We start from the raw sequence: 24,395 nt of genomic DNA, 5'->3' as shown, positions 1-24,395 counted from the left end.
GGCGGTCAGACCGCGTGGAGCTGCAAGACCTCAAGCGGGACCACGTCCAGCGTTGACTGATGCGTCGCGGCAAGGCGGATCTTTGGCGCGGCACCTTCGTCATGCGCTTGCAGGAAACGGTTGGCGCACAGGCACCACTGGTCGCCGGGCTTCAGCCCCGGAAAGCCGTATTCGGGCCTTGGGGTGGACAGGTCATTGCCAAGGTATTTCGACAGGGCCAGAAATTCGGCCGTCATCGTGGCGCAGACGGTGTGGCGGCCCCGGTCCATCGGGCCGGTGTCGCAGCAGCCATTGCGGAAAAAGCCGGTCATCGGGTCGGTGGAACAGGGCTGAAGTGCCTCTCCCAGAACATTCACCGAGGGTTCTTTCATTCCTGCTCTCCCACGCCTGCGGTGGCCTTGCCTTTCCGGGGAGGCATGACCAATCTTTCCTGCAGGATTGCTGAAAGGGCCGCGAATGGAAAGCCTTGCCGAAGACCTTGCGACAATGGTGCGCAGGCCGCTGAGCGCGGATCACGTTGCCGCCCTGCGCCGGATCGGGGTTGAGCGCGAGGTGCCCGAGGGCAAGATTTTCCTGCGGGCGGGCGACCCGTCGGACATGTTCATCTATGTGCTGGAAGGCGGGTTCCAGCTGTGGGACGAGGCGAAGGACCAAGCGCTGAACGAGAACATTCTGGGGGCGGGCCAGTTTATTGGCGAGATTGCCTTTCTGGTCGGTGGGCGGATGCTTTACACCATGCGCGCGATCAGCCCGGCCCGTGTGATCGAGGTCCCGCGGGACGCGATGCTGCGGCTGATGGCGGCGGAACCCGAGATGTCGGATATCGTGGTATCGGTCTTCGCCGCCCGCCGCCGCGCCATGCTGGAACGCAACGCCACCGCCATCACGGTCGTAGGCCCAGCCGAAGACCGCCGGGTGCGCGCGGTTGCAGCCTTCTGCGCAAGAAACAAGCTGCCGGTGACGGTGGTCGATCCCGCCTCGGACGCGGCGGCGGAATGGGGTGAGGCTTGCTCGTTTGAGCCAGGGCAAGGGCCAAAGGTCATCTTTGGCGCGGGTGAGGTCTTGGACTGCACGTCGCAGGCGATTGCCGAACGGATCGGGATTGCCTTTACCCCCACCGATGCGACCTTTGACGTGGTGATTGTCGGCGGTGGCCCTTCGGGCGTTTCGGCGGCGGTCTATGCCGGGGCCGAGGGGCTTAGCGCGCTGGTGGTCGAGGATCTGGCGATTGGCGGGCAGGCGGGCACCTCCAGCCGGATCGAGAACTACATGGGGTTTCCCACCGGCATCTCTGGCGCGGACCTGTGTTTTCGGGGCGAAGTGCAGGCGATGAAGTTCGGCACCCGCTTTGCCATCCCGCACCGGGTGACCGGGATCGACCGGGTGGAGCCGGACTGGTGCCTGACGCTGGACAACGGCCTCAAGGTGCTGGCGCGGTCGGTCGTGGTGGCGACGGGGGTAGAGTATCGGCGGATGCCGCTGGACCGGCTGGAAGAGTTTGAAGGCGCCGGCATTTACTATGCCGCGACCGAGGTCGAGGCGCGCTGGTGCCGCGAGACCGAAGTGGTGGTGATCGGCGGCGGCAACTCGGCCGGGCAGGCGGCGATGTTCCTGTCGCGCACGGCCAGGCATGTGCATGTGCTGGTAAGGGGCGGCAGTCTGGCGGCCAGCATGTCGGCCTATCTGGTGGACCGGCTGCAGCGCACGCCGAACATCACCATCCACTACCGCGCGCAGGTCGTGGCGCTGGAGGGGGAGCGGGTGCTGCAATCCGTGGTCATCCACAGCGCCGAGGACGGGCAGGACTGGACCCTGAACGCCCGGGCGGTGTTCGTGATGGTCGGGGCCGCGCCCAACACCGGCTGGCTGCAGGGCCGGGTGGCGGTGGACGGCAACGGGTTCGTCCTGACCGGAGCCGATGCGGGCGATGGCACGGCCGGGCGGGGGCGCTATGCGACCAGTTGCCCGGGGATCTATGCCGTGGGCGATGTGCGGGCCGGATCGGTCAAGCGCGTCGCCAGCGGGGTGGGCGAAGGGTCGGTGGTGATTTCGGACGTGTGGAAGTACCTGAACCCCTGAGGCCTTGCCCTGCCGGGAGCCCCCCACCCCCATCCCCTCCCCACGAGGGGGAGGGGAGGCTAAGGATGAACCTTCGTGCCAGAAACGATCGGGGGGACATTTTTGCCGAGGGTTGGGGAGGACACCTCCCCTCCCCCTCGTGGGGAGGGGATGGGGGTGGGGGCACCCGGCCTGCGCCAAGACTGGGCGTTCCTGCATCTGCCAAGGCTGAGCGCCCGGGCCGCAGCCACGCAAACGTCCTGTCCGACCCTTTACCGCACCGCTGCTGCCGCCTATAACGCGCGGCATGGACTACGGGCTGATCTCGCGTCGAATTAGCTGCCCGGCGGGCTGACCCCCAGCCCCCGGGTTCTTTGCGCTTGGCCGATCCTTCCCCCCTTTGACCGCGAGTTTCCCCTCATGTCGTCTGACAGCCCTTCCGACACCGTTCCCGACTACCGTGACACCGTGTTCCTGCCTGAAACCGCCTTCCCGATGCGGGCGGGCCTGCCACAGCGCGAACCCGACTGGCTGGCGCGGTGGGAGCGGATTGGCGTCTATGACCGCCTGCGCGCGCAGAAGGGCCGGGTGCCCTTCGTGCTGCATGATGGCCCCCCCTATGCCAACGGCCACCTGCACATCGGCCATGCGCTGAACAAGGTGTTGAAGGACATGGTGGTGCGGTCGCAGCAGATGATGGGCCGCGACGCCCGCTATGTGCCGGGCTGGGACTGCCACGGTCTGCCGATCGAGTGGAAGATCGAGGAACAGTACCGCGCCAAGGGCCTGAACAAGGACGACGTGGACATCGTCGACTTCCGCCAGGAATGCCGCCGCTTTGCCGAGGGCTGGATCGACGTCCAGCGTGAGGAGTTCAAGCGGCTGGGCGTCACCGGCGCCTGGGACCGGCCGTACCTGACGATGGATTACCACGCCGAGGCGGTGATCGCCGGGGAGTTCATGAAGTTTGTCATGAACGGCTCGCTTTATCAGGGGTCGAAGCCGGTGATGTGGTCGCCGGTGGAAAAGACCGCTTTGGCCGAGGCGGAGGTGGAGTATCACGACCATACCAGCCATCAGGTTTGGGTGCGGTTCCGGGTGATCGCGGCCGATGCGGTGTTCACCAAGACGCCGACGGACGTGGTGATCTGGACGACCACCCCCTGGACCATCCCGCAGAACCGGGCGGTCGCTTTCGGGCCCGAAATCTCTTACGGGCTTTATGAGGTGATCGGGCGGCCAGAGGAAAGTTCTGCCACCATCGGCCACCGGGTCGTTCTGGCGGACAAGCTGGCTGAAGCCGTTTTGGCACAAGGCAAACTCCTTGGGCCAGACATGGTGCGGCGGCTGTGCGACGTGTCGTCGGCGGACCTGCAAGCCATGGTCCTGGCGCATCCATTCCGCGGCGTCGAGGGTGGGGCGGGCGAGTGGGACTATGACGTCCCGATGCTCCCCGGCGACCATGTCACCGATGACGCTGGCACCGGGTTCGTTCATACCGCCCCCAGCCACGGGGATGACGACTATATCCTTGGCCAGAAGTTCGGCCTGCCGATGACCTACAACGTTGAGGCGGATGGGTCCTATCGCCCTGACCTGCCCCTGTTCGGCGGGCAGCACATCATCCTGCCGGATGGCAAGGAAGGTCCTGCCAACGTCTCGGTCATCAAGCAACTGGCCTATTCCGGTGCCCTCTTCGCCAAGGCGAAGCTCAAGCACAGCTATCCGCATTCGTGGCGCTCCAAGGCGCCGGTCATCTACCGCAACACGCCGCAGTGGTTTGTCGCCATCGACAAGCCGCTGGACGACGGGATGACCACCTATGGTGACACGATCCGCACGCGGGCGCTGAACTCGATCAATCAGCTGGTCACATGGACCCCGGCGACGGGGCGCAACCGGCTGCACTCGATGATCGAGGCGCGGCCGGATTGGGTGCTTTCCCGCCAGCGCGCATGGGGTGTGCCGCTGACGGCCTTCATCAAGAAGGGCGCGAAGCCGACCGATCCCGACTTCCTGCTGCGCAATTCCGAGGTGAACGCCCGGATCATCGCGGCGTTTGAGGCGGAAAGTGCGGATGTTTGGTTTGTGCAAGGATTCAAGGAACGCGTGCTGGATGGCATCGTGAATCCGTCCGATTATGTCAAAGTCGATGACGTGCTGGACGTGTGGTTTGACTCAGGCTCCACCCATGCATTCGTCCTGCGTGACCGGGAGGATGGCAGCGCGGATGGGATCGCTGACCTTTACCTTGAAGGCACCGACCAGCATCGCGGCTGGTTCCATTCGTCCATGCTGCAGGCCTGCGGCACCAAGGGGCGGGCGCCCTATCGGGGCGTGCTGACCCACGGTTTCACGCTGGACGAGAAGGGCATGAAGATGTCCAAATCGCTTGGCAACACGACCTCCCCGCAGGAAGTGATCGGCGAATACGGCGCGGATATCTTGCGGCTTTGGGTGGCGCAGTCGGACTATACGGTTGACCTGCGCATCGGGAAGGAAATCCTGAAAGGGGTGGCCGACAGCTACCGCCGCCTGCGCAATACCATGCGCTACATGCTCGGCGCGCTGAAGGGCTTCACCGAGGCCGAGCGGGTGGAGCCTGCCGACATGCCGGAACTGGAACGCTGGGTGCTGCACCGGCTGGCCGAACTGGACGGCGAAGTGCGCGAGGGCTATGCCAAGTACGACTTCCAGGGCGTGTTCCAGAAGCTGTTCACCTTCTGCACCACGGACCTGTCGGCGATCTATTTCGACATTCGGAAGGACACGCTGTACTGCGACGCGCCCACCAGCCTGCGCCGCCGGGCCTGCCGGACCGTGCTGGACATCCTGTTCCACCGGCTGACCACCTGGCTTGCGCCGGTGCTGGTTTTCACCATGGAAGAAGTGTGGCTGGAGCGGTTCCCGGGGGACGACTCCTCGGTTCATCTGCTGGATTTCCCGGAAACGCCAAAGGCATGGCTTGATACTGCACTGGCGCGGAAGTGGGACGCCTTGCGCGACGCGCGGCGGGTCGTGACGGGTGCGCTGGAACTGCAGCGGACGGCGAAGGTGATCGGCTCCAGCCTTGAGGCGGCGCCGGAGGTGTTCGTCACCCCGACCCTTGCAGCCGTGCTGGGCAGCGTGGACTTTGCCGAACTCTGCATCACCTCGGGCCTGAACCTGCGCGAGGGGCAAGCGCCAGAGGGGGCCTTTGCGCTGGCGGATGTGCCGGACGTGGCGGTGCTGTTCCACCCGGCCCATGGGGCCAAGTGCGAACGCTGCTGGAGGGTCCTGCCCGATGTCGGCACGCATAAGCATCCGGGCACCTGCCAGCGCTGCTCGGACGCGTTGGGGTAGGGCAGGGTGGCCCAGCCAGCCCGGGCGGTCGTGCTGACGCCCTTCGGCCCGGTGACCCTGGTCGAGGTGGCGGGCGTGTTGGTCAGGCTGGACTGGTGGGCCGATCCCGGCGAAACCTCAGCCCTGCTGGAGGAGGCGTCGCGGCAGATGGCGGCGTATTTCGACGGGCGGTTGCAGCGGTTTGACCTGCCCCTGAACTGGGGTGAGGGGCTGCATGCCGCTGTGCGCCACGCGATGGCTGAAATCCCGAAGGGCGAGACGCGGACCTATGGCCAGATCGCCAAGGCCGTGGGCGCGCCTGCGCAGGCGGTGGGGCAAGCCTGCGGGGCGAACCCGCTGCCGATCCTGATCCCCTGCCACCGTGTGACTGGGACGGACTGGTTCGGGGGCTTTTCCGCGCCGGGCGGGGTTGAGACGAAGGCGGCGCTCCTGCGCCATGAGGGGGCGCTTCTGCTGTGAGCGAGGCTTTGCGCGTGGCGATCCTTGATCTGGCGCTGCAACGGGGGCGGGGGAAGTCGTTCTGCCCTTCTGACGTGGCCCGAGCGCTGGCTGCGGATTGGCGACCGCTGATGCCCGAGGTGCGTGCGGTTGCGGCCGCAATGCCGGATATCATGGCAACGCAAGGCGGCGTCGAAGTTGACCCGCTGGCAGCGAAGGGGCCGATCCGGCTGCGGCTGCGGTAGGCCTGAGCTTATCGAAACCCCCGTGCTGGACTTAAAGCGCAGCTTGTGCCCGCCCGCGCCGGGGCCTACGCCTTTGTGTAACGGTTTCATGACGGGTGCGCTTTGACGCTTGGCGTTTTTCTGGCTGTCCTTGGTGCGGCCTTTCTGCATGCGCTGTGGAATGCGCTGATCAAGCTTGGGACCTCGAAGGTGGGCGGGATGGTGATCCTGTCGATTGTCGAAATGCCGATCGGGCTGGCGGTGATCGCCGTCGCGGCCCCCATTGATCCCGCGGCGATACCGTGGGTGATCGCGGCAGGCTGTACGCATTTCGCCTACAAGTTCTTCCTGACCTATGCCTATGACCGGGGCGATCTGTCCCGGGTCTACCCCATCGCCCGGGGGGCGGCGCCGATGGTAGTGGCACTGGTGGGGGCGTTCTTTCTGGCGGATGCGGTCAGCGGGCAGGAGTATCTGGCGATTGCGGTGCTCGCGGCGGGGATCCTGCTGATGGCACGCGGCGTCTTCACCAGTGGAGAGGATCGCAAGCTGTTGCCCTTCGCCCTCGGCTCGGCGCTGGCGACGGCGACCTATACGCTGATCGACGGGATGGGCGCGCGGGTGTCTGGCGCGCCTGCCGCCTATGTGGCTTGGGTCTTTGTTGCGGATGGGATGTTCTTCACGCTGGGGATGCTGGCCCTGCGCGGCTGGGATGTGATCCCGCGCAACTGGCACGCCTGGCGGATGGGAAGTGTCGCCTCGGCGGCAAGCTATGGGGCCTATGCCGTGTCGATCTGGGCGATGACGTTGGCACCGATTGCGGTGGTGGCGGCGCTGCGCGAAACCTCGATCCTGTTTGCGGTGCTGATCGGCTGGCTGGTCTTTGGCGAGAAGATGACGGGGGAAAAGGCGGTGGCGTCGGTTGTCATCGTCGCGGGGGTGATGCTGACGCGGCTTTGAGGGGGGCGCTCATCGTTCGACTGCGTCTCCTCCTCGCCAGGGGACGCTCGCGAGGAGTGTCGAAGACATCGACGAGCAGGCCCGTCAGCGCACCCGGCGGATGCCTTCGGGCACGATCTGCTGCACGATCCCGGCCAGCGCCAGATAGAGTGACGTGAGCACCAGCAGCCACTTGGCAATTGCGCCTTCCTGGAAATCCCACCATGCGGCCCAACCGGCCAAGAGGATCCAAAACACGCAGATGGCGAGGGACAGGTTGGCCCACCGCGGCGTGCGCGTTGGGTGGATGAACTTGAGGTTGGTGAACATCGCGACCGTCAGGAGGATGACGGTCAGCAGGATCACCATTTCGCCCGGGCGGGTCGCGAAGAGGACAAGGACCACCATGTTCCAGCAGGCGGGAAATCCGGCAAAGGACTTGTCCTTGGTCTTCATCCGCGTGTCGGCGAAGTAGACGACCGACCCGTAGCAGATGACGATGATCGCAAGCCAGCCGGTCCAACCGGTCAAGAGGCCGGATTTGAACAGCGCGAAGGCGGGGATGAAGACATAGGTCAGGTAATCGACGATCAGGTCCATCAGAACGCCATCGTAGGTTGGCCAGTTCTTCTGCACGTCATATTTGCGGGCCAAGGGGCCATCGATCCCGTCAACGATCAGCGCAAAGACCAGCCAGAGGAACATCAGGCTCCATTCCCCGTTCACGGCGGCAAGCATGGCAAACATGGCCAGAACCGCGCCAGAGGCGGTGAGAAGATGTACTGAAAGGGCTTGAATACGAGGGCTCATTTGGCCTTGATGGCGGATTCCGGGGCAGCGTGCAACAGGGTGGTCGTGCCAAATCAGGCGCGAGGGTGGGCTTTTTCGTAGACTTCCATCAGCCGCGCCGCATCGACGGCGGTGTAGGCCTGGGTGGTGGAAAGCGAGGCATGGCCCAGCAACTCCTGTATGGCGCGAAGGTCACCGCCCGCCGACAACAGGTGCGTGGCAAAGCTGTGGCGCAAGGCGTGGGGCGTGGCGGTGGCGGGCAGGCCGAGGCGCAGGCGCGCACGTTCCATCGCCGATTGGATAAGGCGTGGGTTGACCGGGCCGCCGCGTGCGCCGCGAAACAGCGGGGCGTCGGGGGTAAGGTCGAAGGGGCAAAGGGCCACATAGGTGGCCACGGCCTGCGCGGCGGCAGGCAGGGCGGGGACGATCCGGGTCTTGCCGCCCTTGCCGGTGATGCGCAGGACTTGTGGCAAGGGGTGGCTGGCGCCGGTCAGCGACAGCGCCTCGGAGATCCGCAGGCCAAGGCCGTAAAGCAGGGTCACGATGGCGGTGTCGCGGGCAGCAATCCAGTCTTCGCGGGCATCGTCGCCGATCGTGTCCAGAACGGCGGCGGCGCCATCCTCGGACAGGGGGCGGGGCAGTTTGCGGCGGAACTTGGGGCTGCGGGCGGACAGGACCGTGGTCGCATCTGCCCCGGTCCGGTCTGCGGCCCAGGCGGTGAAGCCCTTCACCGCCGACAGCGCCCGGGCCAGCGACCGGGGCGACAGTCCGCGCCCCCGTTCATCCGCCAGCCAGGCGCGCAAGTCGGTCTGGCTGGTGCCGGCGACGCGGGCCAACCCGTCCGCCCCGCCGTGATGCTGGGCAAGGAAGTGCAGATAGCGCGCGACGTCGCGGCAGTAGGCATCCACAGTGCGAGGGGCAGCGCCGTTCAGCGCGCGCAGATGGGCCAGCCATTCGGCCAGCGCGGATTGCAGGGCCGGGGCAAGAAAGGCCATTCGTCCAGCACCGCTTTGGTCAGCGCTGGTCATCATGGTCCCGCTCATCCAAGCCAATGGCGCATCTTGCGCTCGAACACCCCGGCGAAGAAGGCGAGAAGGTCGGTTCCGTGGATCGGCTTGAATTGGTGGGGGTCTTCCGACCCGAAGACCAGCATGGCGGGCAGGCGGCCTTTGCCAAAGTCCAGCTTCATCAGCGCCTCGGACCGGATGTCGTCGGCGCGGTCGCCATAGACGGTTGCGGCCAGCGTGGTTGTCTGGCGCAGCACGACAGGGCGGGCCGGGCCGTTGCGACCGTTGGTCAGATAGCTGCCGACAAAGGCGCGGGGGGCGACATGCAGCACATCGCCAAGCCGGCGCAGGGCGGGATCGGTCAGCCCGTCTTCTTGCACGGTTTCCAGAACCAGCCTGACGATATCCACCCGCAGGGTCTGGGCGACCTCGGTCGAAAGGGCCTGCATGAAGCCTTCGAAGGTCGGCGGATCAAGCAGTTGCAAAATCGCCCGGTGGACCTGATTGGTGCCGGCCAGGTTTTCATAGGCGGCGGCGATGACCGACCGGTGGGTGTCTTCCAGCCGGTCCAGACGGGTTTCAAGCCGCTGCATGGCAATGCCGCGCAAGTCGACGATGTTTTCGCCCATGGCACGTTCATTCGCGCCGACAAGCGCGCTCATCACGTCACGGTCTTCCAGCAAACGTTCGGGCTGAGCGAGGATGATGGTCCGCAGGTCTGGTTCGATCATGGGTATTCGTCAACCGGATTCAGGTATGAATTCCGGTGACTATAGGCCGAAGCTCATGCAGTTGGCGACAGTTTTGTGCCACAGAGCCGACGAACCAGTGCAGAGTTGCCACAGCCGCGGGAAAGGCCCTAGCGCTGGTAGGGTGGGGGGAAACTGGTACTAGAACCGGCCTGTCCTCCCACCGGGGCGAGGAGGAGAACAGGCGGCGGCGTTCTTCTTTGCCGGATCAGAGGATCTTTTGGCCGGTCTTGGCCCAATCCTTCATGAACTGCTCCAGCCCCTTGTCGGTCAGGACATGGGACGCCAGCCCCTTGATGACGGCCGGGGGGGCGGTGACCACATCGGCCCCGATCAGGGCGCAGTCCTTGACGTGGTTGGCGGTGCGGATCGACGCGGCAAGGATCTGGGTCTTGAAGTCGTAATTGTCATAGATCGTGCGGATGTCGCCGATCAGGTCAAGGCCATCAAGGTTGATGTCATCCAGACGCCCGATGAAGGGCGAGATGAAGGTCGCCCCCGCCTTGGCCGCCAGCAGCGCCTGATTGGCGGAAAAGCACAGGGTGACGTTGACCATGAAGCCTTCACCGCTCAGCACCTTGCAGGTTTTCAGGCCGTCCCAGGTCAGCGGCACCTTGACGGCGATGTTCGGCGCGATGGCGGCGAGTTTCCGCCCCTCGGCAATCATCTCGTCTGCGGTCAGCGCCACGACTTCGGCCGAAACCGGGCCAGAGACGATGGAGCAGATTTCCTTGGTCACCTCGATGATGTCCCGCCCGGATTTCAGGATCAGGGACGGGTTGGTGGTGACACCATCGACCATGCCAAGGTCATGCAGCTCGCGGATCGCGTCCACGTCGGCGGTGTCGATGAAGAATTTCATGGGGTTTCCTCCAGCACGGTTGCGGGGGCCGCAACTCAGGGGTTGTATGCTCTCGGAGCCGGGTTTACCCCAAACGGCTTGGCAGGGAAAGGTGGCGGGTTGGCGGACCGGGTCTATCAGGCGGGCGATCTGGTGGGGGTCCTTACGACCGAGCCTTTGGGCCGGGTGCTGGACTACCGCGCGCCCGAAGGCGGGTGTGGGGACGGTGATTTCGTCGAGGTGCCGCTGGGGCCACGCCGGGTGCTGGGCGTGGTCTGGGGCCCGGGCGAGGGGAAGTTCGATCCAGCCAAGATCAGGCCGGTGAACCGGGTGCTGGACGCGCGGCCGATGCGGGCGGAACTGCGCAGCTTTCTGGCACGGGCGGCGGATTACACGCTGACCCCCTTGCCCGCCATGCTGCGGCTGGCGACCCGCGCCCCGGGCTTGGGCGACCCACCGTCGATGCGCAAGGTGTTCCGGCTGACGGGGGCGGTGCCCAACAGCCTGACCGATGCGCGGCACCGGGTGGTCGAGGCGTTGCGGGATTTCGGCGCGGCCCCCGTGACGCTGGCCGAACTGGCCGAGGCGGCGGGCTGTGGCGCGTCGGTCGTCAAGGGGCTGGTCAAGCTGGGGGTGATCTCGGAAGAGGAAGCCCCGCGCGATCAACCCTATCCGCCCCTGAAGCCGGGCGGCGCCGTAAGGCTTGAGGGCGATCAGGTGGCCGCGGGCGATGCGCTGGTCGCCGCCGTGGCGCTGGGCGGGTATTCGGCCACGCTTTTGAAGGGCGTCACCGGGTCTGGCAAGACCGAGGTCTATCTTGAGGCGGTCGCCGAAACTTTGCGCACGGGGCGGCAAGCGTTGGTGCTGTTGCCGGAAATCGCGCTTACGTCCGAGTTTCTGACCCGCGTCGAAGCCCGTTTTGGCGCGCGGCCCGCCGAATGGCATTCGGGTGTCACCATGACCGAACGCCGCCGCCTGTGGCGCATGGTCGGCACGGGCGATGCGGGGCTGGTTGTCGGCGCGCGCTCAGCGCTTTTCCTGCCCTTTCAAGACCTTGGCCTGATCGTGGTGGATGAGGAACATGACACCTCCTACAAGCAGGAGGATGGTGTTCTTTACCACGCCCGCGACATGGCGGTCTTGCGGGCGGCGATTGCGGGCTGTGCGGTCGTTCTCGCCTCGGCCACGCCGAGCCTTGAAAGCTGGGCCAATGTCGAGGCGGGCAAGTATCAGCGCCTGGACCTTGGGTCGCGGTTCGGGGCGGCTGACCTGCCCGAAATGCGGGCCATCGACATGCGGGCCGAACGGCTGCCGGGGGATCGCTGGATATCGGAAACGCTTGCCGCCGGGGTGCGCACGGTGATCGGGCGGGGGGAGCAGGCGCTCTTGTTCCTCAACCGCCGCGGCTATGCGCCGGTGACCCTGTGCCGGGCCTGCGGGCATCAGGTCGGCTGCGATGACTGCGATGCGCGGATGGTCGAACACCGGTTCCAGAAGCGGCTGGTCTGCCACCAGTGCGGGGCGACCAAGCCCGTGCCGCTGGCCTGCCCGGCCTGCGGGGTAGAGGGCCGGATGGCCGCCGTCGGCCCGGGGGTTGAGCGTCTGGCCGAGGAGGTGACGGCGCGGTTCCCCGAGGCGCGGCTGTCGGTGCTGTCGTCAGACCTGTTCGGATCGGCCCGCGCGCTGAAAGAGGCGATAGGCACCATCGCCGCGGGCGGGGCGGACATCATCATCGGCACGCAGATCGTGGCCAAGGGGCACAACTTTCCGCTGTTGACGCTGGTCGGCGTGATCGACGCCGATCTTGGCCTGCAAGGGTCAGACCTGCGGGCGGCGGAACGCACGTTTCAACTGATGCGGCAGGTTTCGGGCCGGGCGGGGCGGACGGCTGACCGCAAGGGGCAGGCCTGGCTGCAGACACACCAGCCCGACCACCCGGTGATCCGCGCGATCCTTGGCGGGGACGAGGAGGCGTTCTGGGCCGCCGAGGCCGCCGAACGCCGTCTGGCCGGTGTCCCGCCCTATGGGCGCATGGCGGGGATCATCCTGTCCTCGCCCGATGTGGCCCAGGTCTTCGACTTCGCCGGTGAACTCGCCCGCCGTGACGGGCCCCTGCGCCGGATCGGCGCGCAGGTCTATGGGCCGGCACCTGCCCCCATCGCCCGGGTGCGCGGCCGGCATCGGGTACGGCTTCTGGTCAAGGCCGAGAAGTCTGCCCCCCTGCAGGCCGCCTTGGCCGAGTGGCTGGCGCAACTGAAACCGCCCACAAACCTGCGGCTGGCGGTGGACATCGATCCGCAAAGCTTTCTCTGACGGACCAGCCTCCTGACGCCGCAAGGATTGTGTCTGGCACAAGCTTTCGCTTTGCCTTGGTCGCGTTGCCGGGTAAGCCCATGCGCATGGCCGATCCATTCCCCCTGTCGCGCGCCGCAGAACTGCCCGTTTGGCGGCGGCCCGAGGCGCTGCTCTATCTGATGGCGGCGGCCATGCCGCTGAGCTTTGCGACATGGTCGGCCCTGTTGAACAACTTCGTCATCGAGGTGGCCGCCTTTACCGGCAAGGAAATCGGCTGGCTGCATACCGTGCGGGAGATTCCCGGCTTTCTGGCCATCGGGGTGATCCTGATCCTTCTGGTGATGCGCGAACAGGTACTGGCGCTGGTGGCTCTGGCGCTGTTGGGTGCGGCCACCGGCCTGACGGCGTGGTTCCCGTCCTTCACCGGCCTTCTGGTGATGACGCTGCTGTCCTCCATCGGGTTTCACTACTTCGAGACGGTCAACCAGTCGCTGCAACTGCAATGGATCGACAAGGCCCGCGCGCCCGTCGTGCTGGGCCGGATCGTTGCCGTCGGGGCGGGGGCATCGCTGGCGGCCTATGCCGCGATCGTGGCGCTGTGGGACAGTCTGGGGCTGGATTACAACACGGTCTATCTCGCCTCGGGCGGGCTGACGATTGCGATCACCCTCTTTGCCGCCATCGCCTATCCGCAGTTCGAAAACCCGCATCCGCAGCACAAGCATATGGTGCTGCGCAGCCGGTACTGGCTTTACTACGCGCTGCAGTTCATGGCCGGGGCGCGGCGGCAGATTTTCGTGGTCTTCGCCGGTTTCATGATGGTCGAACGGTTCGGCATGAAGGTCAGCGAGATGACGCTGCTTTTGATGCTGAATTACCTGATCAACATGGCCGTGGCCCCCGCAATGGGCCGCGCGCTGGGCAAATATGGCGAGCGGAACGTGATGGGGTTCGAGTACATCGGCCTGACGCTGGTGTTTCTGGCCTATGGCGGGCTTTACTGGTTTGGCTGGGGGCTGGTGATCGCCTCGGGGCTGTTCATTCTGGACCAGTTGTTCTTTGCGCTTTCGTTCAGCCTGAAGACCTATTTCCAGAAGATCGCCGATCCGCGGGACATTGCCCCCACCGCCGCCGTGGCCTTCACCATCAATCACATCGCGGCAGTGTTCCTGCCAGCGGCGCTTGGCTACCTGTGGGCCTCCTCGCCGGACTATGTGTTTGTCCTTGGCGCAGGCATGGCGCTGTTTGCCTTTGGCCTGATCTGCCTGATCCCGCGCCACCCCGAACCGGGGAACGAGACGGTGTTTTCGCGAGGCCTGCCGCAACCGGCTGAATAGGGCGGCAGAGTAAAGCCACGGTGATGCGACTGAAACGCCCGTTGGGTTTTTCCGGCGCGGCACCTATATCCAGCCTCAGAAACGGAGGTCCCCATGTTCTTCGCTAGCCGCTCCAAGATGGAAATGGTCGCGCCCGACAAGGCCTTGCCCGGTCGACCCGATCCGCTACCGACTGCTGACACGCATTTTCTGACCGGTATCCCGCTGAAATCCCCGGTGCCCGAAGGGATGGCCGAGGCGATGTTCGGCATGGGCTGCTTCTGGGGGGTCGAACGCAAGTTCTGGCAAGTGCCGGGCGTCTGGCTGACCATGGTCGGCTATGCGGGCGGTTACACGCCGAACCCGACCTACAAGGAAACCTGCACTCAGCTGACCGGGCATAACGAGGTTGTGCGGGTGATCTTCGATCCGGCACAGGTCAGCTATGACCAGCTGCTGAAGCTGTTCTGGGAAGGCCATGATCCGACCCAAGGTATGCGGCAGGGCAATGACATCGGGTCCACCTACCGGTCCGGCATCTATGCCTATACCGCCGAACAGGAGGCCGCCGCCAAGGCCACGAAGGCGGTCTATCAGGACGCGCTGACCAATGCCGGGCGTGGCGCGATCACGACCGAAATCCTGCCCGCGCCCGAGTTCTTCTTTGCCGAGGATTACCACCAGCAGTACCTCGCGAAGAACCCGAACGGCTATTGCGGCATCGGCGGCACGGGCGTGACCTGCCCGATCGGCACCGGCGTGACGGCCTGATGGCTTGACCAGGGTGGGGCCGGGGTCTATCCGGCCCCTGACCCTGGAGAGCGACCATGCCCACCTATTCCGCCCTGACCACCCTTCCCGGCGAAGATGCCGCCCGCGCCCTTGCCTCGGCGATGGAGCGGATGACCCCGGAACCCATCGGCGTCGGCGTCTTCGAGATCGAGGACGGCTCGGGCCTGTGGGAAGTCGGCGCCTATTTCATGGAACCGCCTGAACAGGTGATGCTGGACGTGTTCGCCATGGCCTTCGACGCAAGGCCCTTTGCGTTTTCCGAACTGCCGGACATCGACTGGGTCGCCAAGGTCCGCCGCGAACTTGCCCCGGTCGAGGCTGGCCGCTTTTTCGTCTATGGCAGCCATGACGCCGACAAGGTCCCGCAAGAGGCTGGTCGGGTGCCCCTGCAGATCGAGGCGACGGTTGCCTTCGGCACCGGCCACCACGGCACGACGCTGGGCTGCCTGAAGGCCTTTGACCGGCTGCTGACGGCCGGCGAATGCCCCGCGCGGGTGGCCGACATCGGCTGCGGCACGGCAGTGCTTGCGATGGCGGCAGCGGCGACCTTGCCCGACGCGCTGGTCATCGCCAGCGACATTGACCGGGTCGCGGTGGACGTGGCCGAGGCGAATGTGGCCATCAACGGGCTTGAAGGCCGCGTGGAATGTCTGGAGGCCGCAGGTCTGGACCACAACCGCCTGAAGGCCGCCGCTCCCTATGATCTTATTTTTGCGAATATCCTCAAAGGCCCATTGATCGAACTTGCCCCCGCGATCGCCCAAAGCCTTGCAACCGGCGGAAGATCGATTCTATCGGGTCTACTCGCTGTGCAGGCAGAGGCGGTGACTGCAGCCTACGTGGCCGAAGGTCTTTGTCTGCAGGACAGGGACGATATCGGGGAATGGTCCACGTTAGTGCTTAAGAAGCGCTGAATTCGTGGACAATCATTGACTCGCGGTGCGCTTGCCCATGATGCTAGTGCAGTGCCGCATTTTAGCCATAAAACTGCAGCACCTTTGACTGATTACAGAGCTGCTACTCTGGGTGGGCATCATGTGGGTTGATCCGAATCTTAACGAATTTTACAGCCGCGTTTCGCGGATTGAGAAAACGCATGCCAAAGGCTACGGCTTTGAAGCGGCAGGCACGCTGGGGCGCAAGGTGCCGTCGCGGACCGGGTCTCGCCTCTTCAAGCTGGTCAAGCCGCTGGCCTTCGCGCTTTTGGTCGGGGTCGCGCTGAAAGGCACGATCCACTATTACATCGGCGCGCAAACCTACGAAAGCCGGGTCAGCGCCCTTGCCGTGGGTGAGGGGATTGATCCTGTGGGTGCCTGGCTGATGCATGCCGATCCGGTAACGCTTTACGTTTCCAGCCAGTTGCAGGCTCTCCTGCCGCGCTAAAGCGCAGATCTTGGCAAACCAAAAAGGCCGCATCCTGCGATGCGGCCTTTCGTCATTCGGGTCTGGTGCTAATTAGCGACCAAGAAACTCGATATCACCACGGCACAGGCCGATATCATCAAGCTCGCGGTCCGAAAGCTTGTTCAGCGCCTTGCGGGTGACGCGCGCATCATTCCAAGCCGACAGAACGGCAAATACGTTCGACAGGCCAGAGATGGCACGGTAGGTGGTGATGGCGCCAAAGGGCGCCGGGCGGGTCGTCTCGACAGCGGCCATGGCTTGCATCCTTGTTTTCATTCTGCACAATTCGAAGGCTTATTCCTTCGATGATTGCCAGATAGTCGTGCTGCATGTGCAAAGCAAGCCAAACAAAGGCATGGCCGTGTTGCAGCCTTTGCATGACTCCGGTCGCAATTCTGTCATTTTTATCAGCGCGTTCCCGGCATGGCAGCGGCGCGCGTCGTATTTCTGCGACAGGCAGTCGTATTCTGCAAGTGCAAAATGCGGCCGCCCCAGGCGGCGCGCCCATGGAAAGCCATTGGCGGATGTTCGCTTTTCGTGCTAATCCGGTGCCAAGACCAAGAAACGGGGGCAGGATGCGTGTCATCGGCATTGATCCGGGGTTGCGAAACCTTGGATGGGGCGTGATCGACGTCGCGGGCTCGCGGCTGACGCATGTCGCCAATGGCATCTGCCATTCCAATGGCGATGATGGGGATCTTGCCACGCGCCTGCTGTCGCTCCACCTGCAACTGACCGCCGTCCTGCAAACCCATGCCCCCGATGCGGCGGCGGTGGAACATACCTTTGTCAACAAGGACGCGGTGGCGACACTGAAGCTGGGTCAGGCGCGGGGGATTGCGCTGCTGGTCCCGGCGCAGTTTGGTCTGGCGGTCGGGGAATATGCGCCGAACGCGGTGAAGAAAACCGTGGTCGGCGTGGGCCATGCGGCCAAGGTGCAGATCGACCACATGGTCAGGCTGCAATTGCCGGGTGTCGTGATCGCGGGGCCGGATGCGGCGGACGCCTTGGCCATCGCTATCTGCCACGCACATCACCTGCAGTCGGCGGGAAGGCTGCAAGCGGCTTTGAGGGCGACAGGATGATCGGCAGGATTTCCGGGCGGCTGGACTGGCGCGGGCCGGATCATGTGCTGATCGACGTGCGCGGCGTGGGCTATATCGTCCATGTCAACGACCGCACGCTTGCCGCGATGCCCGCCTTGGGTGAGGCGGTCAGTCTGTATACCGATCTTCTGGTGCGCGAGGACCTGCTCCAGCTCTTCGGCTTTCCGACGATGCTGGAAAAGGAATGGCACAAGCTGCTGACCACCGTGCAGGGCGTGGGTGCGAAGGCCGCGATGGCGATCCTTGGCACGCTGGGGCCGGAAGGCGTGGGCCGGGCGATCACGCTGGGGGATGCGCGGGCGGTGCAAGCGGCACCGGGCGTGGGGCCAAAGCTTGCGCAGCGGATCATCCTGGAACTGAAGGCCAAGGCCCCAGGCGTGATGGCGGCAGGTGTGGGGCTGAGTGCGAAGGCTGAGGCTGAGGATCTGGTGATCGAACCCGCCCCGGCACCGACAAGGACCGTAAAGCCGGATGGCGGGGCCACCCGGCGCGCGGCCTTCAGCGCCGATGCCTTGTCGGCTCTGATCAACCTTGGCTATGGGCAGGGCGATGCGGCACAGGCGGTGGCGACAGCCATGGGCGACCAGCCCGAAGCGGACACAGCAGCGCTGATCCGCGCCAGTCTGAAACTGCTGGCGCCGAGGTAAGGCATGGAACCCGACCCCGCCCTTCGCCCCGAAAAGCTGCCCGAGGATTTGGACCGCGCGCTGCGCCCGCAGATGCTGACCGAATTCATCGGCCAGGCCGAAGCGCGGGCAAACCTTACAGTCTTCATCGCCAGCGCCCGGATGCGGGGCGAGGCGATGGATCACACGCTGTTCCACGGGCCTCCGGGCCTTGGGAAAACTACGCTGGCTCAGATCATGGCGCGGGAATTGGGGGTGGGGTTCCGGATGACCTCGGGTCCCGTGCTGGCCAAACCGGGCGATCTGGCGGCGATCCTGACCAATCTGGAACCACGGGATGTCCTGTTCATCGACGAAATTCACCGGCTGTCCCCCGTGGTGGAGGAGGTGCTGTATCCGGCGCTGGAGGATTTCGCGCTGGATCTGGTGATCGGCGAGGGGCCTGCGGCGCGGACAGTGCGGATCGATCTGCAGCCCTTCACGCTGGTGGGGGCGACGACGCGGCTGGGGTTGCTGACAACGCCTTTGCGCGACCGGTTCGGAATTCCGACGCGCCTGGAGTTCTATTCCGAGGCCGAGCTGTTCGAGATCGTGTCGCGCGGCGCGCGACTGATGGGCGTAGAGGCCGAAGCGGAAGGCTGTCTTGAAATCGCCCGCCGCGCGCGGGGGACGCCCCGGATCGCCGGACGCCTGCTGCGCCGCGTGGTGGACTTCGCGCTGGTCGAGGAGGGCGGACGGATCAGCCGGACGCTCGCCGACCGGGCGCTGACCCGGCTGGGGGTCGACAAGCTGGGCCTGGACGGCGCGGATCGGCGGTATCTGACGCTGCTGGCCGAGAATTATGGCGGCGGTCCCGTGGGGGTGGAAACCATCGCGGCGGCCCTGAGCGAGCCGAGGGACGCGATCGAAGAGGTGATCGAGCCCTACCTGCTGCAACAGGGGCTGATCCTGCGAACCCCGCGTGGCCGGATGCTTGGGTCCAAGGCCTGGCGGCATCTGGGGCTGGAGGCGCCAAAGTCGCCCGGCCAGTCGGACCTGTTCGAAGCGAAGTGAGCGGAGCGCGTTCCGCGCAAGCCTTTGTCGCGCCTCTGGCGCGCGAAGGGCGCGCCAACCGGCTCGGGTTCATGGGGGCATTCTGCCCCCAGACCCCCTGAGAGTATTTTCGTAAAGAGCAAATGGAGGGGGCTTGTTGCGGGGCGGCAGGGGATGGTAGCGCGGGCCGGGTCAAAGGGGGCTGGCATGGGACCTGCAGAGGTTGAAGCGTTGTTCACGAGGTCTGATGGAGCCTATCTTTTTGCGCGCTGGGGGCGGCCGATTGTGCCGGTTGTCTTCGGGGCGGCTGATGAGAGCCTGCCGGTGATCAAGGGGGCGTTCGAGGCGGTGGTGGCGCTTGCGGGGCACCGGATGGCGGAGACCGACCCGGAACTGGGGGCGAACCTCATGGTGTTCTTCGTCCGCGACTGGGCGGAGTTGCTGGCGGTGCCCGATCTGGACCGGCTGGTGCCGGAGCTGGCGGGGTTGGTGGCGCGGCTGGAGGGGGCGGGGGCGAACCAGTATCGGATCTTCCGGTTTGAGGCGTCGGGGGCGATCAAGGCCTGTTTCGTGTTCCTGCGGATGGATGCGGCTTTGGCGGAGATGGAGGCGGAGACGCTGGCGCTGGCGCAGGCGGTGCAGACGATCGTGCTGTGGTCGGATCGGGCGTTTGACGGGGCCTCGCCGCTTGTGCGGGTGGGGGAGCGGGTGATGCTGCGACCCGAGATCGGCGGGGTGATCCGGGCGGGGTATGATCCGGTCTTGCCGGTGATGGCGCGGGACCCGGCCCATGCCTTGCGGCTGGTGGCACGGGTAAGGCTGGGGTGAGCTGTCCCGGGCAGGGACAAGCGGTGTGGCACAGGATTTCAACGGGTTGCGCGGCCGGATTTACCGATTGGTAACGTCTGCGGCGGGTTTCCCGGGGCGGCCTATCCGCCTATGCTGGACCTGACAGCCCGGAGAGCCCATGACCCCGCACCGCTTTGCCACCCGCGTCTACTATGAAGACACCGATCTGGCGGGGATCGTCTATTACGCCAATTACCTGAAGTTCATCGAGCGGGCCCGGACCGAATGGGTCGCAAGCCTTGGCATTGACCAGATGGCGTTGCGGGCGGCGGAGGGGATTGTCTTTGCGGTCCGGCGGGTTGAAGCGGACTTTCTGCGCCCCGCACGCTTTGGCGACGATCTGGTGGTGGAGACCACGCTGCAGGGGCTGACCGGCGCGCGGCTGGTGCTGGAGCAGGTGGTGCTGCGGAGCGGTGAGCGGCTGTTCGTCAGCACCGTCACGCTGGTCTGCCTGACTGATGCGGGCCATGCGGCGCGGATTCCGGCGGCGCTGCGGGCACGGCTGGCGGGGCCGGTGCATTAGTCGAGGCTAGGGGAAGGGCGCGTCGATGACTTCGTCACGCCTCGCGCCCTGTGCCGATGAGGAGACGAAGTCGAACGAGGAGGGGGGTGCGGATGACATCTTCCGTCACCTTGCGGCAAAACCCCGCCGCCCACGCCATTGTGTTGGCATTCCCCCTGCAATCTTGGTAGAATCACCGCTAACGGAGCCGATCAACGGCCCGATCAACAAGAGCAGGCGGAATGGACACGGACACACTTGCGGTTGCGCAGGAGATTGATTTCTCCATGCTCGCGCTGTTTGCGCGCGCCACGCTGACGGTGAAGATCGTCATGATCATGTTGTTGATCATGTCGTTCTGGAGCTGGGCGATCATCATCCAGAAACATCTGATGTACCGCCGCGCGCGGGCTGAGGCGTCGATTTTTGACCGGGCCTTCTGGTCGGGCGAACCTTTGGACGAGCTGTTCGAAAAGATCGGACCGGACCCGCAGGGCCAGTCGGAAAAGATCTTTGCGGCGGGCATGCTGGAATGGCGGCGCAGTCACAAGCAGGATGGTGGGTTGATCGCGGGCGCACAGGCGCGGATCGACCGGGCGATGGATGTGGCGATCAACCGCGAGAGCGAGACGCTGAACAACGGGTTGTCGTTTCTGGCGACCACCGGGTCCACCGCGCCGTTCATCGGGCTGTTCGGCACGGTCTGGGGGATCAAGCACAGCTTCGAGCAGATCGCGATTTCGCAGAACACCAACCTTGCAGTCGTGGCACCGGGGATCGCCGAGGCGCTGCTGGCCACGGGTGTCGGCCTGATCGCGGCGATTCCAGCGGTGGTGTTCTACAACAAGCTGAACGCCGACAGCGAGCGGATCGTGGGCGGCTATGAAGGCTTTGCCGACGAATTCGCGACGATCCTGTCGCGCCAGCTGGACGCCTGAGCCGTGGGCGCGGGCGTTGTCAAATCCGGCGGGGGTGGCGGTCGGCGCGGGCGGCGCAAGGGTCGCGCGGCGGCGATGAGCGAGATCAACGTCACGCCGTTTGTCGACGTCATGCTGGTCCTGCTGATCATCTTCATGGTGGCGGCACCGATGTTGACTGTGGGTGTTCCCGTAGAACTGCCGAAGACGGCGGCGGCGGCCTTGCCGATGGAGCAGGAGGAACCCCTGACCATCACCGTCACGGCGGATGGGCGGATCGCGATCCAGACGACGGAAATCAGCGATGCCGAGATGATCCCCCGGCTGACCGCGATTGCGGCAGAGCGGACGTCGAAGAAAGTGTTCCTGCGGGCGGACGGGTCGGTGCCCTATGCGCGGGTTGCGCAGGTGATGGGGGCCTTGAACGCGGGCGGGTTCAACGAGATCGGTCTGGTGACCGACGCCGAGGGGCCGACTTTCGGGGCAGGCGGGGCCGAGCCCGAAACGGGCGGCTGAGGCGGGATGCAGACGGGCACGATCTTTTCCGGGGTCGGGCACGCGGGGTTGATCCTGTGGGTGCTCGTTGGTGACTTGCTGTTTCCGGTCCGGCGGCCGGAAGAGGTTGTGGTCACGACGACGACGATCCTGACAAGCGCGGAATTTGCCGAGTTGCAGGCGGCCTCGACCCCGACCCCGTCGGAAGAGGCGGCGCCGGTGCGGCCACAGGCGCGGCCTGAGCCGGAACCGGAGCCTGCGCCGGAGCCGGAACCGGTACCTGAACCCCAGCCCGAGCCAGAACCCGAGCCTTTGCCGGAACCTGAGCCAGAACCCGAACCTGAGCAGGAGCCTTTGCCTGAGCCGGAACCGGAGCCTGTGGCACCTGCGGCGGAGGAGGAGCAGGCGCTGCCCTCGCCTTCGACCGAAGAGCAGCCCTTGCCGGAAGCAGCCGAGATCGTGGCGCCAAGCCCGGTGGAGGTCGAGACCGAGCTTGAGACGTCGGACACACCGACACCAGCGGTGAGCGATGAGCCGTCCGAGGCGGAAGTCGTGCAGGAAACGCCGACCGAAGAGACCGTGCCGGAAGATACCGGCGATGTGCTGCAGACCGAGGCGAACGAGGACCAGACCGAGGCGACGGGGATGACAACCTCGATCCGCCCGCGCACGCGGCCTGACCGGCCCGAGCCGGTGGCGGAGCCGGAGCCGGAGGTTGAAGTCGCCAGCGCCGATCCGGTGGAGGAGCCGCCGGAGGAGCCTGAGGATCAGCCGGTCGACGATCAGGCGACGGAAGACGCGATTGCGGCGCTGCTGGAAGAAGCGGCGGAGGAACCTGCAGCGGAAGAACCCGCCAGCACCGGCGGGCAGGACCTGCCGCAGGGGCCGCCGCTGACGGGGGGCGAGATGGGCAACATCTCCTCCGCCATTGCGCGGAAGTGGAACCTGGGCGCGTCCTCGACCGACACGTTGAGCACGATGGTGGTGATCCGGGTCAGCTTTGCGCCGGATGGGCGGCCGACGGGGTTTGAGCTGATCGAATCGGCCGGGCCAACGCAGACGGCGGTGGACCAGTTGTTCCAGACGGCGCAGCGGGCGGTGAACCGGGCCTATGCCGATGGCGGGCTGCCTCTGCCGGCGGAGAAATACGCGCAATGGCAGGTGCTCGACCTGGTGTTCGACGCCAACGGGATGAGAGCCAGATGAGATCTGCGATTCCTGTGCAACCTTTTGCCGATGGGGCCGTTGTCCCTGAGGTTCTGCTATCCACCCGGCCCGTCGCCGGGCAAAGACACAAATGAAACGGAGCTTGAACCCGATGAGAGCAGCCTTCCGAACCCTTCTTATGCTGATGCTGGGCCTGTCCATGGCCGGTATCGCGCCTGTGGCAGCGCAGAACGCGCCACCGCGGATCGTCATCGGTCCCGGGGTGATCGAGCCGATGCCGATTGCCGTCCCGACCTTCATCGATGAAGGCGGCGCGGGGGATTATGCGCGCGAGATCAGCCGCGTGGTCACGGCGAACTTGGAAGGCACGGGCTTTTTCCGCAACATCGGGGAAGAGGCTTACATCAGCCGGGTCACCGGGTTTGACGCGCCGGTTGCGTTCGAGGACTGGAAGGCGATCAACGCTCAGGTTCTTGTGACCGGGGCGGTCAGCGTCAGCGGGGACCGGATCACGGTGAAGTTCCGGGCCTATGACGTGTTCAACGGGCAGGTGCTGGAAGGGGCCGCGCTGCAGTTTGCGGGCACCACTCAGGGCTGGCGGCGGATGGCGCACAAGGTGTCGGACGTGGTCTATTCCAAGATCACCGGCGAGGGCGGGTATTTCGACAGCCGGGTGGTCTTTGTCAGCGAGAGCGGGCCGAAGAACGCGCGGCTGAAGCGGCTGGCGATCATGGATTATGACGGGGCCAATGTGGCCTATCTGACCGACAGTTCGTCCATCGTCCTTGCGCCGCGCTTTTCGCCGACCGGGGACCGCATCCTGTATACCAGCTATGAATCGGGCTTTCCCCGGATCACGCTGATGGACGTGGGCAGCCTTGAGCGGCGCAGTCTGGATGAACAGCCGGGCATCATGACCTTTGCCCCCCGGTTCAGCCCGGATGGCGGGACGGTGGTCTTCAGTCTGGAACGCGGCGGGAATTCGGACATCTACGCGCTGTCGGTGGCGTCGGGCGGGTTGACGCAGCTGACCAACGCGCCGTCGATTGAAACTGCGCCCAGCTTCAGCCCGGATGGCAGCCAGATCGTGTTCGAGTCCGACCGCACCGGCACGCCGCAGATCTATGTCATGCCCGCGAGCGGGGGTGAGGGCACGCGCATCTCGGGTGGGGCGGGGCGTTATGGCACTCCGGTCTGGAGCCCGCGTGGCGACTACATCGCCTTTACCAAGCAGAACGAGGGGCGGTTCCACATCGGCGTCATGCGCACCGATGGCAGCGAAGAGCGTCTGTTGACCGCCAGCTTCCTGGATGAGGGCCCGACCTGGGCGCCGAATGGCCGTGTGCTGATGTTCACCCGCGAAACCAGCGGGGCGGGCGGGCAGGCGACGCTGTGGTCGGTCGACATCACCGGGCGGAACCTGAAACAGATCCCGACGGAAGGCCCGGCATCTGACCCCGCGTGGTCGCCGCTTTTGCCATAAAACGTGACGCGCCGCCGATTCCCA

The 24,395-nt window shown here is 65.5% G+C and carries 25 protein-coding genes; 19 read left to right on the top strand and 6 right to left on the bottom strand.

The window, feature by feature from the left end; genetic code table 11:
- Positions 1-5: 5 nt before the first annotated feature.
- Complete coding sequence (locus EI545_RS06065; RefSeq protein ID WP_125324635.1) at positions 6-371, bottom strand: DUF2237 family protein; 366 nt, start codon at positions 369-371, stop codon at positions 6-8.
- Positions 372-456: 85 nt separating this feature from the next.
- On the opposite strand from EI545_RS06065, the gene EI545_RS06060 reads away from it, so the two are divergent.
- The 5 genes from EI545_RS06060 (at position 457) to EI545_RS06040 (ending at position 7,022) form a co-directional block, all read left to right on the top strand.
- Positions 457-2,079 carry an FAD-dependent oxidoreductase gene (locus tag EI545_RS06060; protein ID WP_125324634.1) on the top strand — a complete coding sequence of 541 codons (1,623 nt, stop codon included), beginning with the start codon at positions 457-459 and terminating at the stop codon, positions 2,077-2,079.
- A gap of 399 nt (positions 2,080-2,478) precedes the next feature.
- Positions 2,479-5,400, top strand: coding sequence for an isoleucine--tRNA ligase (gene ileS / locus EI545_RS06055; protein WP_125324633.1), 2,922 nt, complete (start codon positions 2,479-2,481; stop codon positions 5,398-5,400).
- Between the two features lie 6 nt (positions 5,401-5,406).
- Positions 5,407-5,859 carry a methylated-DNA--[protein]-cysteine S-methyltransferase gene (locus tag EI545_RS06050; RefSeq protein WP_125324632.1) on the top strand — a complete coding sequence of 151 codons (453 nt, stop codon included), beginning with the start codon at positions 5,407-5,409 and terminating at the stop codon, positions 5,857-5,859.
- Entirely contained in the window at positions 5,856-6,083 is a 228-nt protein-coding gene (locus EI545_RS06045; protein ID WP_245990311.1) for a DUF3253 domain-containing protein, read from the top strand. The genes EI545_RS06050 and EI545_RS06045 overlap by 4 nt, the downstream gene beginning before the upstream one ends.
- A gap of 102 nt (positions 6,084-6,185) precedes the next feature.
- Complete coding sequence (locus tag EI545_RS06040) at positions 6,186-7,022, top strand: DMT family transporter (protein WP_125324631.1); 837 nt, start codon at positions 6,186-6,188, stop codon at positions 7,020-7,022.
- 84 nt (positions 7,023-7,106) lie between these two features.
- Here the strand turns inward: EI545_RS06040 and EI545_RS06035 are convergent, their stop codons facing one another.
- From EI545_RS06035 to fsa, 4 genes are all read right to left on the bottom strand, one after another.
- Positions 7,107-7,811 (bottom strand): CDP-alcohol phosphatidyltransferase family protein, encoded by a 705-nt coding sequence (locus tag EI545_RS06035; RefSeq protein WP_125324630.1) that lies wholly within the window; start codon positions 7,809-7,811, stop codon positions 7,107-7,109.
- Between the two features lie 53 nt (positions 7,812-7,864).
- Positions 7,865-8,821 (bottom strand): tyrosine recombinase XerC, encoded by a 957-nt coding sequence (locus EI545_RS06030; RefSeq protein WP_245990310.1) that lies wholly within the window; start codon positions 8,819-8,821, stop codon positions 7,865-7,867.
- An 8-nt stretch (positions 8,822-8,829) separates the two neighbouring features.
- A complete protein-coding gene (locus EI545_RS06025; RefSeq protein ID WP_125324629.1) occupies positions 8,830-9,528 on the bottom strand; it encodes a DUF484 family protein in 699 nt (232 codons plus the stop codon).
- A gap of 226 nt (positions 9,529-9,754) precedes the next feature.
- Complete coding sequence (gene fsa, locus EI545_RS06020) at positions 9,755-10,408, bottom strand: fructose-6-phosphate aldolase (RefSeq protein WP_125324628.1); 654 nt, start codon at positions 10,406-10,408, stop codon at positions 9,755-9,757.
- 132 nt (positions 10,409-10,540) lie between these two features.
- On the opposite strand from fsa, the gene EI545_RS06015 reads away from it, so the two are divergent.
- The 5 genes from EI545_RS06015 to EI545_RS05995 all read left to right on the top strand — a co-directional run bounded on the left by EI545_RS06015 (position 10,541) and on the right by EI545_RS05995 (position 16,173).
- Positions 10,541-12,700, top strand: coding sequence for a primosomal protein N' (locus EI545_RS06015; RefSeq protein WP_125327262.1), 2,160 nt, complete (start codon positions 10,541-10,543; stop codon positions 12,698-12,700).
- An 86-nt stretch (positions 12,701-12,786) separates the two neighbouring features.
- Positions 12,787-14,019, top strand: a complete 1,233-nt coding sequence (locus tag EI545_RS06010; RefSeq protein ID WP_125324627.1) for an MFS transporter — start codon at positions 12,787-12,789, stop codon at positions 14,017-14,019.
- A 93-nt stretch (positions 14,020-14,112) separates the two neighbouring features.
- Complete coding sequence (gene msrA / locus EI545_RS06005; RefSeq protein WP_125324626.1) at positions 14,113-14,769, top strand: peptide-methionine (S)-S-oxide reductase MsrA; 657 nt, start codon at positions 14,113-14,115, stop codon at positions 14,767-14,769.
- Between the two features lie 56 nt (positions 14,770-14,825).
- A complete protein-coding gene (locus tag EI545_RS06000) occupies positions 14,826-15,704 on the top strand; it encodes a 50S ribosomal protein L11 methyltransferase (protein WP_125324625.1) in 879 nt (292 codons plus the stop codon).
- A 121-nt stretch (positions 15,705-15,825) separates the two neighbouring features.
- The gene (locus tag EI545_RS05995; RefSeq protein WP_125324624.1) at positions 15,826-16,173 is read left to right on the top strand and encodes a hypothetical protein; all 348 of its coding nucleotides are present in this window, start codon (positions 15,826-15,828) and stop codon (positions 16,171-16,173) included.
- A 72-nt stretch (positions 16,174-16,245) separates the two neighbouring features.
- On the opposite strand, the gene EI545_RS05990 is transcribed toward EI545_RS05995, so the two are convergent.
- Positions 16,246-16,449 carry a DUF1127 domain-containing protein gene (locus tag EI545_RS05990; RefSeq protein ID WP_125324623.1) on the bottom strand — a complete coding sequence of 68 codons (204 nt, stop codon included), beginning with the start codon at positions 16,447-16,449 and terminating at the stop codon, positions 16,246-16,248.
- A gap of 320 nt (positions 16,450-16,769) precedes the next feature.
- Here EI545_RS05990 and ruvC point away from each other — a divergent pair, with 320 nt between their 5' ends.
- The 9 genes from ruvC (at position 16,770) to tolB (ending at position 24,371) form a co-directional block, all read left to right on the top strand.
- Positions 16,770-17,279, top strand: a complete 510-nt coding sequence (gene ruvC / locus EI545_RS05985) for a crossover junction endodeoxyribonuclease RuvC (protein ID WP_125324622.1) — start codon at positions 16,770-16,772, stop codon at positions 17,277-17,279.
- The gene (ruvA, locus tag EI545_RS05980) at positions 17,276-17,947 is read left to right on the top strand and encodes a Holliday junction branch migration protein RuvA (protein WP_125324621.1); all 672 of its coding nucleotides are present in this window, start codon (positions 17,276-17,278) and stop codon (positions 17,945-17,947) included. The genes ruvC and ruvA overlap by 4 nt, the downstream gene beginning before the upstream one ends.
- Positions 17,948-17,950: 3 nt before the next feature.
- Positions 17,951-18,979 carry a Holliday junction branch migration DNA helicase RuvB gene (gene ruvB / locus EI545_RS05975; protein ID WP_125324620.1) on the top strand — a complete coding sequence of 343 codons (1,029 nt, stop codon included), beginning with the start codon at positions 17,951-17,953 and terminating at the stop codon, positions 18,977-18,979.
- Between the two features lie 186 nt (positions 18,980-19,165).
- Entirely contained in the window at positions 19,166-19,786 is a 621-nt protein-coding gene (locus tag EI545_RS05970) for a hypothetical protein (protein ID WP_125324619.1), read from the top strand.
- 139 nt (positions 19,787-19,925) lie between these two features.
- A complete protein-coding gene (ybgC, locus tag EI545_RS05965) occupies positions 19,926-20,330 on the top strand; it encodes a tol-pal system-associated acyl-CoA thioesterase (RefSeq protein WP_125324618.1) in 405 nt (134 codons plus the stop codon).
- Positions 20,331-20,551: 221 nt separating this feature from the next.
- Entirely contained in the window at positions 20,552-21,247 is a 696-nt protein-coding gene (tolQ, locus tag EI545_RS05960) for a protein TolQ (protein ID WP_125324617.1), read from the top strand.
- Positions 21,248-21,250: 3 nt separating this feature from the next.
- On the top strand, positions 21,251-21,742 hold the full coding sequence (gene tolR / locus EI545_RS05955) for a protein TolR (RefSeq protein ID WP_125324616.1): 492 nt from the start codon (positions 21,251-21,253) through the stop codon (positions 21,740-21,742).
- A gap of 6 nt (positions 21,743-21,748) precedes the next feature.
- Positions 21,749-22,927, top strand: coding sequence for a cell envelope biogenesis protein TolA (locus tag EI545_RS21330; RefSeq protein WP_164517232.1), 1,179 nt, complete (start codon positions 21,749-21,751; stop codon positions 22,925-22,927).
- Between the two features lie 112 nt (positions 22,928-23,039).
- A complete protein-coding gene (tolB, locus tag EI545_RS05940) occupies positions 23,040-24,371 on the top strand; it encodes a Tol-Pal system beta propeller repeat protein TolB (protein ID WP_125324614.1) in 1,332 nt (443 codons plus the stop codon).
- The last annotated feature ends 24 nt before the right edge of the window (positions 24,372-24,395 follow it).

Origin of the sequence: Tabrizicola piscis (assembly GCF_003940805.1) — a bacterium.
In the GTDB taxonomy this organism is placed as follows: domain Bacteria; phylum Pseudomonadota; class Alphaproteobacteria; order Rhodobacterales; family Rhodobacteraceae; genus Tabrizicola; species Tabrizicola piscis.
The sequence above is the reverse complement of the archived record's forward strand: the minus strand, read 5'-3'. Positions and strand labels throughout refer to the sequence as shown.

Excerpts from the sequence above, each read along its gene's own strand:
- EI545_RS06065 (WP_125324635.1), bottom strand. The coding sequence starts at position 371 with ATGAAAGAACCCTCGGTGAATGTTCTGGGAGAGGCACTTCAGCCCTGT.
- EI545_RS06060 (WP_125324634.1), top strand. The coding sequence starts at position 457 with ATGGAAAGCCTTGCCGAAGACCTTGCGACAATGGTGCGCAGGCCGCTG.
- ileS (WP_125324633.1), top strand. The coding sequence starts at position 2,479 with ATGTCGTCTGACAGCCCTTCCGACACCGTTCCCGACTACCGTGACACC.
- EI545_RS06035 (WP_125324630.1), bottom strand. The coding sequence starts at position 7,811 with ATGAGCCCTCGTATTCAAGCCCTTTCAGTACATCTTCTCACCGCCTCT.
- EI545_RS06030 (WP_245990310.1), bottom strand. The coding sequence starts at position 8,821 with ATGATGACCAGCGCTGACCAAAGCGGTGCTGGACGAATGGCCTTTCTT.
- EI545_RS06025 (WP_125324629.1), bottom strand. The coding sequence starts at position 9,528 with ATGATCGAACCAGACCTGCGGACCATCATCCTCGCTCAGCCCGAACGT.
- fsa (WP_125324628.1), bottom strand. The coding sequence starts at position 10,408 with ATGAAATTCTTCATCGACACCGCCGACGTGGACGCGATCCGCGAGCTG.
- EI545_RS06010 (WP_125324627.1), top strand. The coding sequence starts at position 12,787 with ATGGCCGATCCATTCCCCCTGTCGCGCGCCGCAGAACTGCCCGTTTGG.
- msrA (WP_125324626.1), top strand. The coding sequence starts at position 14,113 with ATGTTCTTCGCTAGCCGCTCCAAGATGGAAATGGTCGCGCCCGACAAG.
- EI545_RS06000 (WP_125324625.1), top strand. The coding sequence starts at position 14,826 with ATGCCCACCTATTCCGCCCTGACCACCCTTCCCGGCGAAGATGCCGCC.
- EI545_RS05995 (WP_125324624.1), top strand. The coding sequence starts at position 15,826 with ATGTGGGTTGATCCGAATCTTAACGAATTTTACAGCCGCGTTTCGCGG.
- EI545_RS05990 (WP_125324623.1), bottom strand. The coding sequence starts at position 16,449 with ATGGCCGCTGTCGAGACGACCCGCCCGGCGCCCTTTGGCGCCATCACC.
- ruvC (WP_125324622.1), top strand. The coding sequence starts at position 16,770 with ATGCGTGTCATCGGCATTGATCCGGGGTTGCGAAACCTTGGATGGGGC.
- ruvA (WP_125324621.1), top strand. The coding sequence starts at position 17,276 with ATGATCGGCAGGATTTCCGGGCGGCTGGACTGGCGCGGGCCGGATCAT.
- ruvB (WP_125324620.1), top strand. The coding sequence starts at position 17,951 with ATGGAACCCGACCCCGCCCTTCGCCCCGAAAAGCTGCCCGAGGATTTG.
- EI545_RS05970 (WP_125324619.1), top strand. The coding sequence starts at position 19,166 with ATGGGACCTGCAGAGGTTGAAGCGTTGTTCACGAGGTCTGATGGAGCC.
- ybgC (WP_125324618.1), top strand. The coding sequence starts at position 19,926 with ATGACCCCGCACCGCTTTGCCACCCGCGTCTACTATGAAGACACCGAT.
- tolQ (WP_125324617.1), top strand. The coding sequence starts at position 20,552 with ATGGACACGGACACACTTGCGGTTGCGCAGGAGATTGATTTCTCCATG.
- EI545_RS21330 (WP_164517232.1), top strand. The coding sequence starts at position 21,749 with ATGCAGACGGGCACGATCTTTTCCGGGGTCGGGCACGCGGGGTTGATC.
- tolB (WP_125324614.1), top strand. The coding sequence starts at position 23,040 with ATGAGAGCAGCCTTCCGAACCCTTCTTATGCTGATGCTGGGCCTGTCC.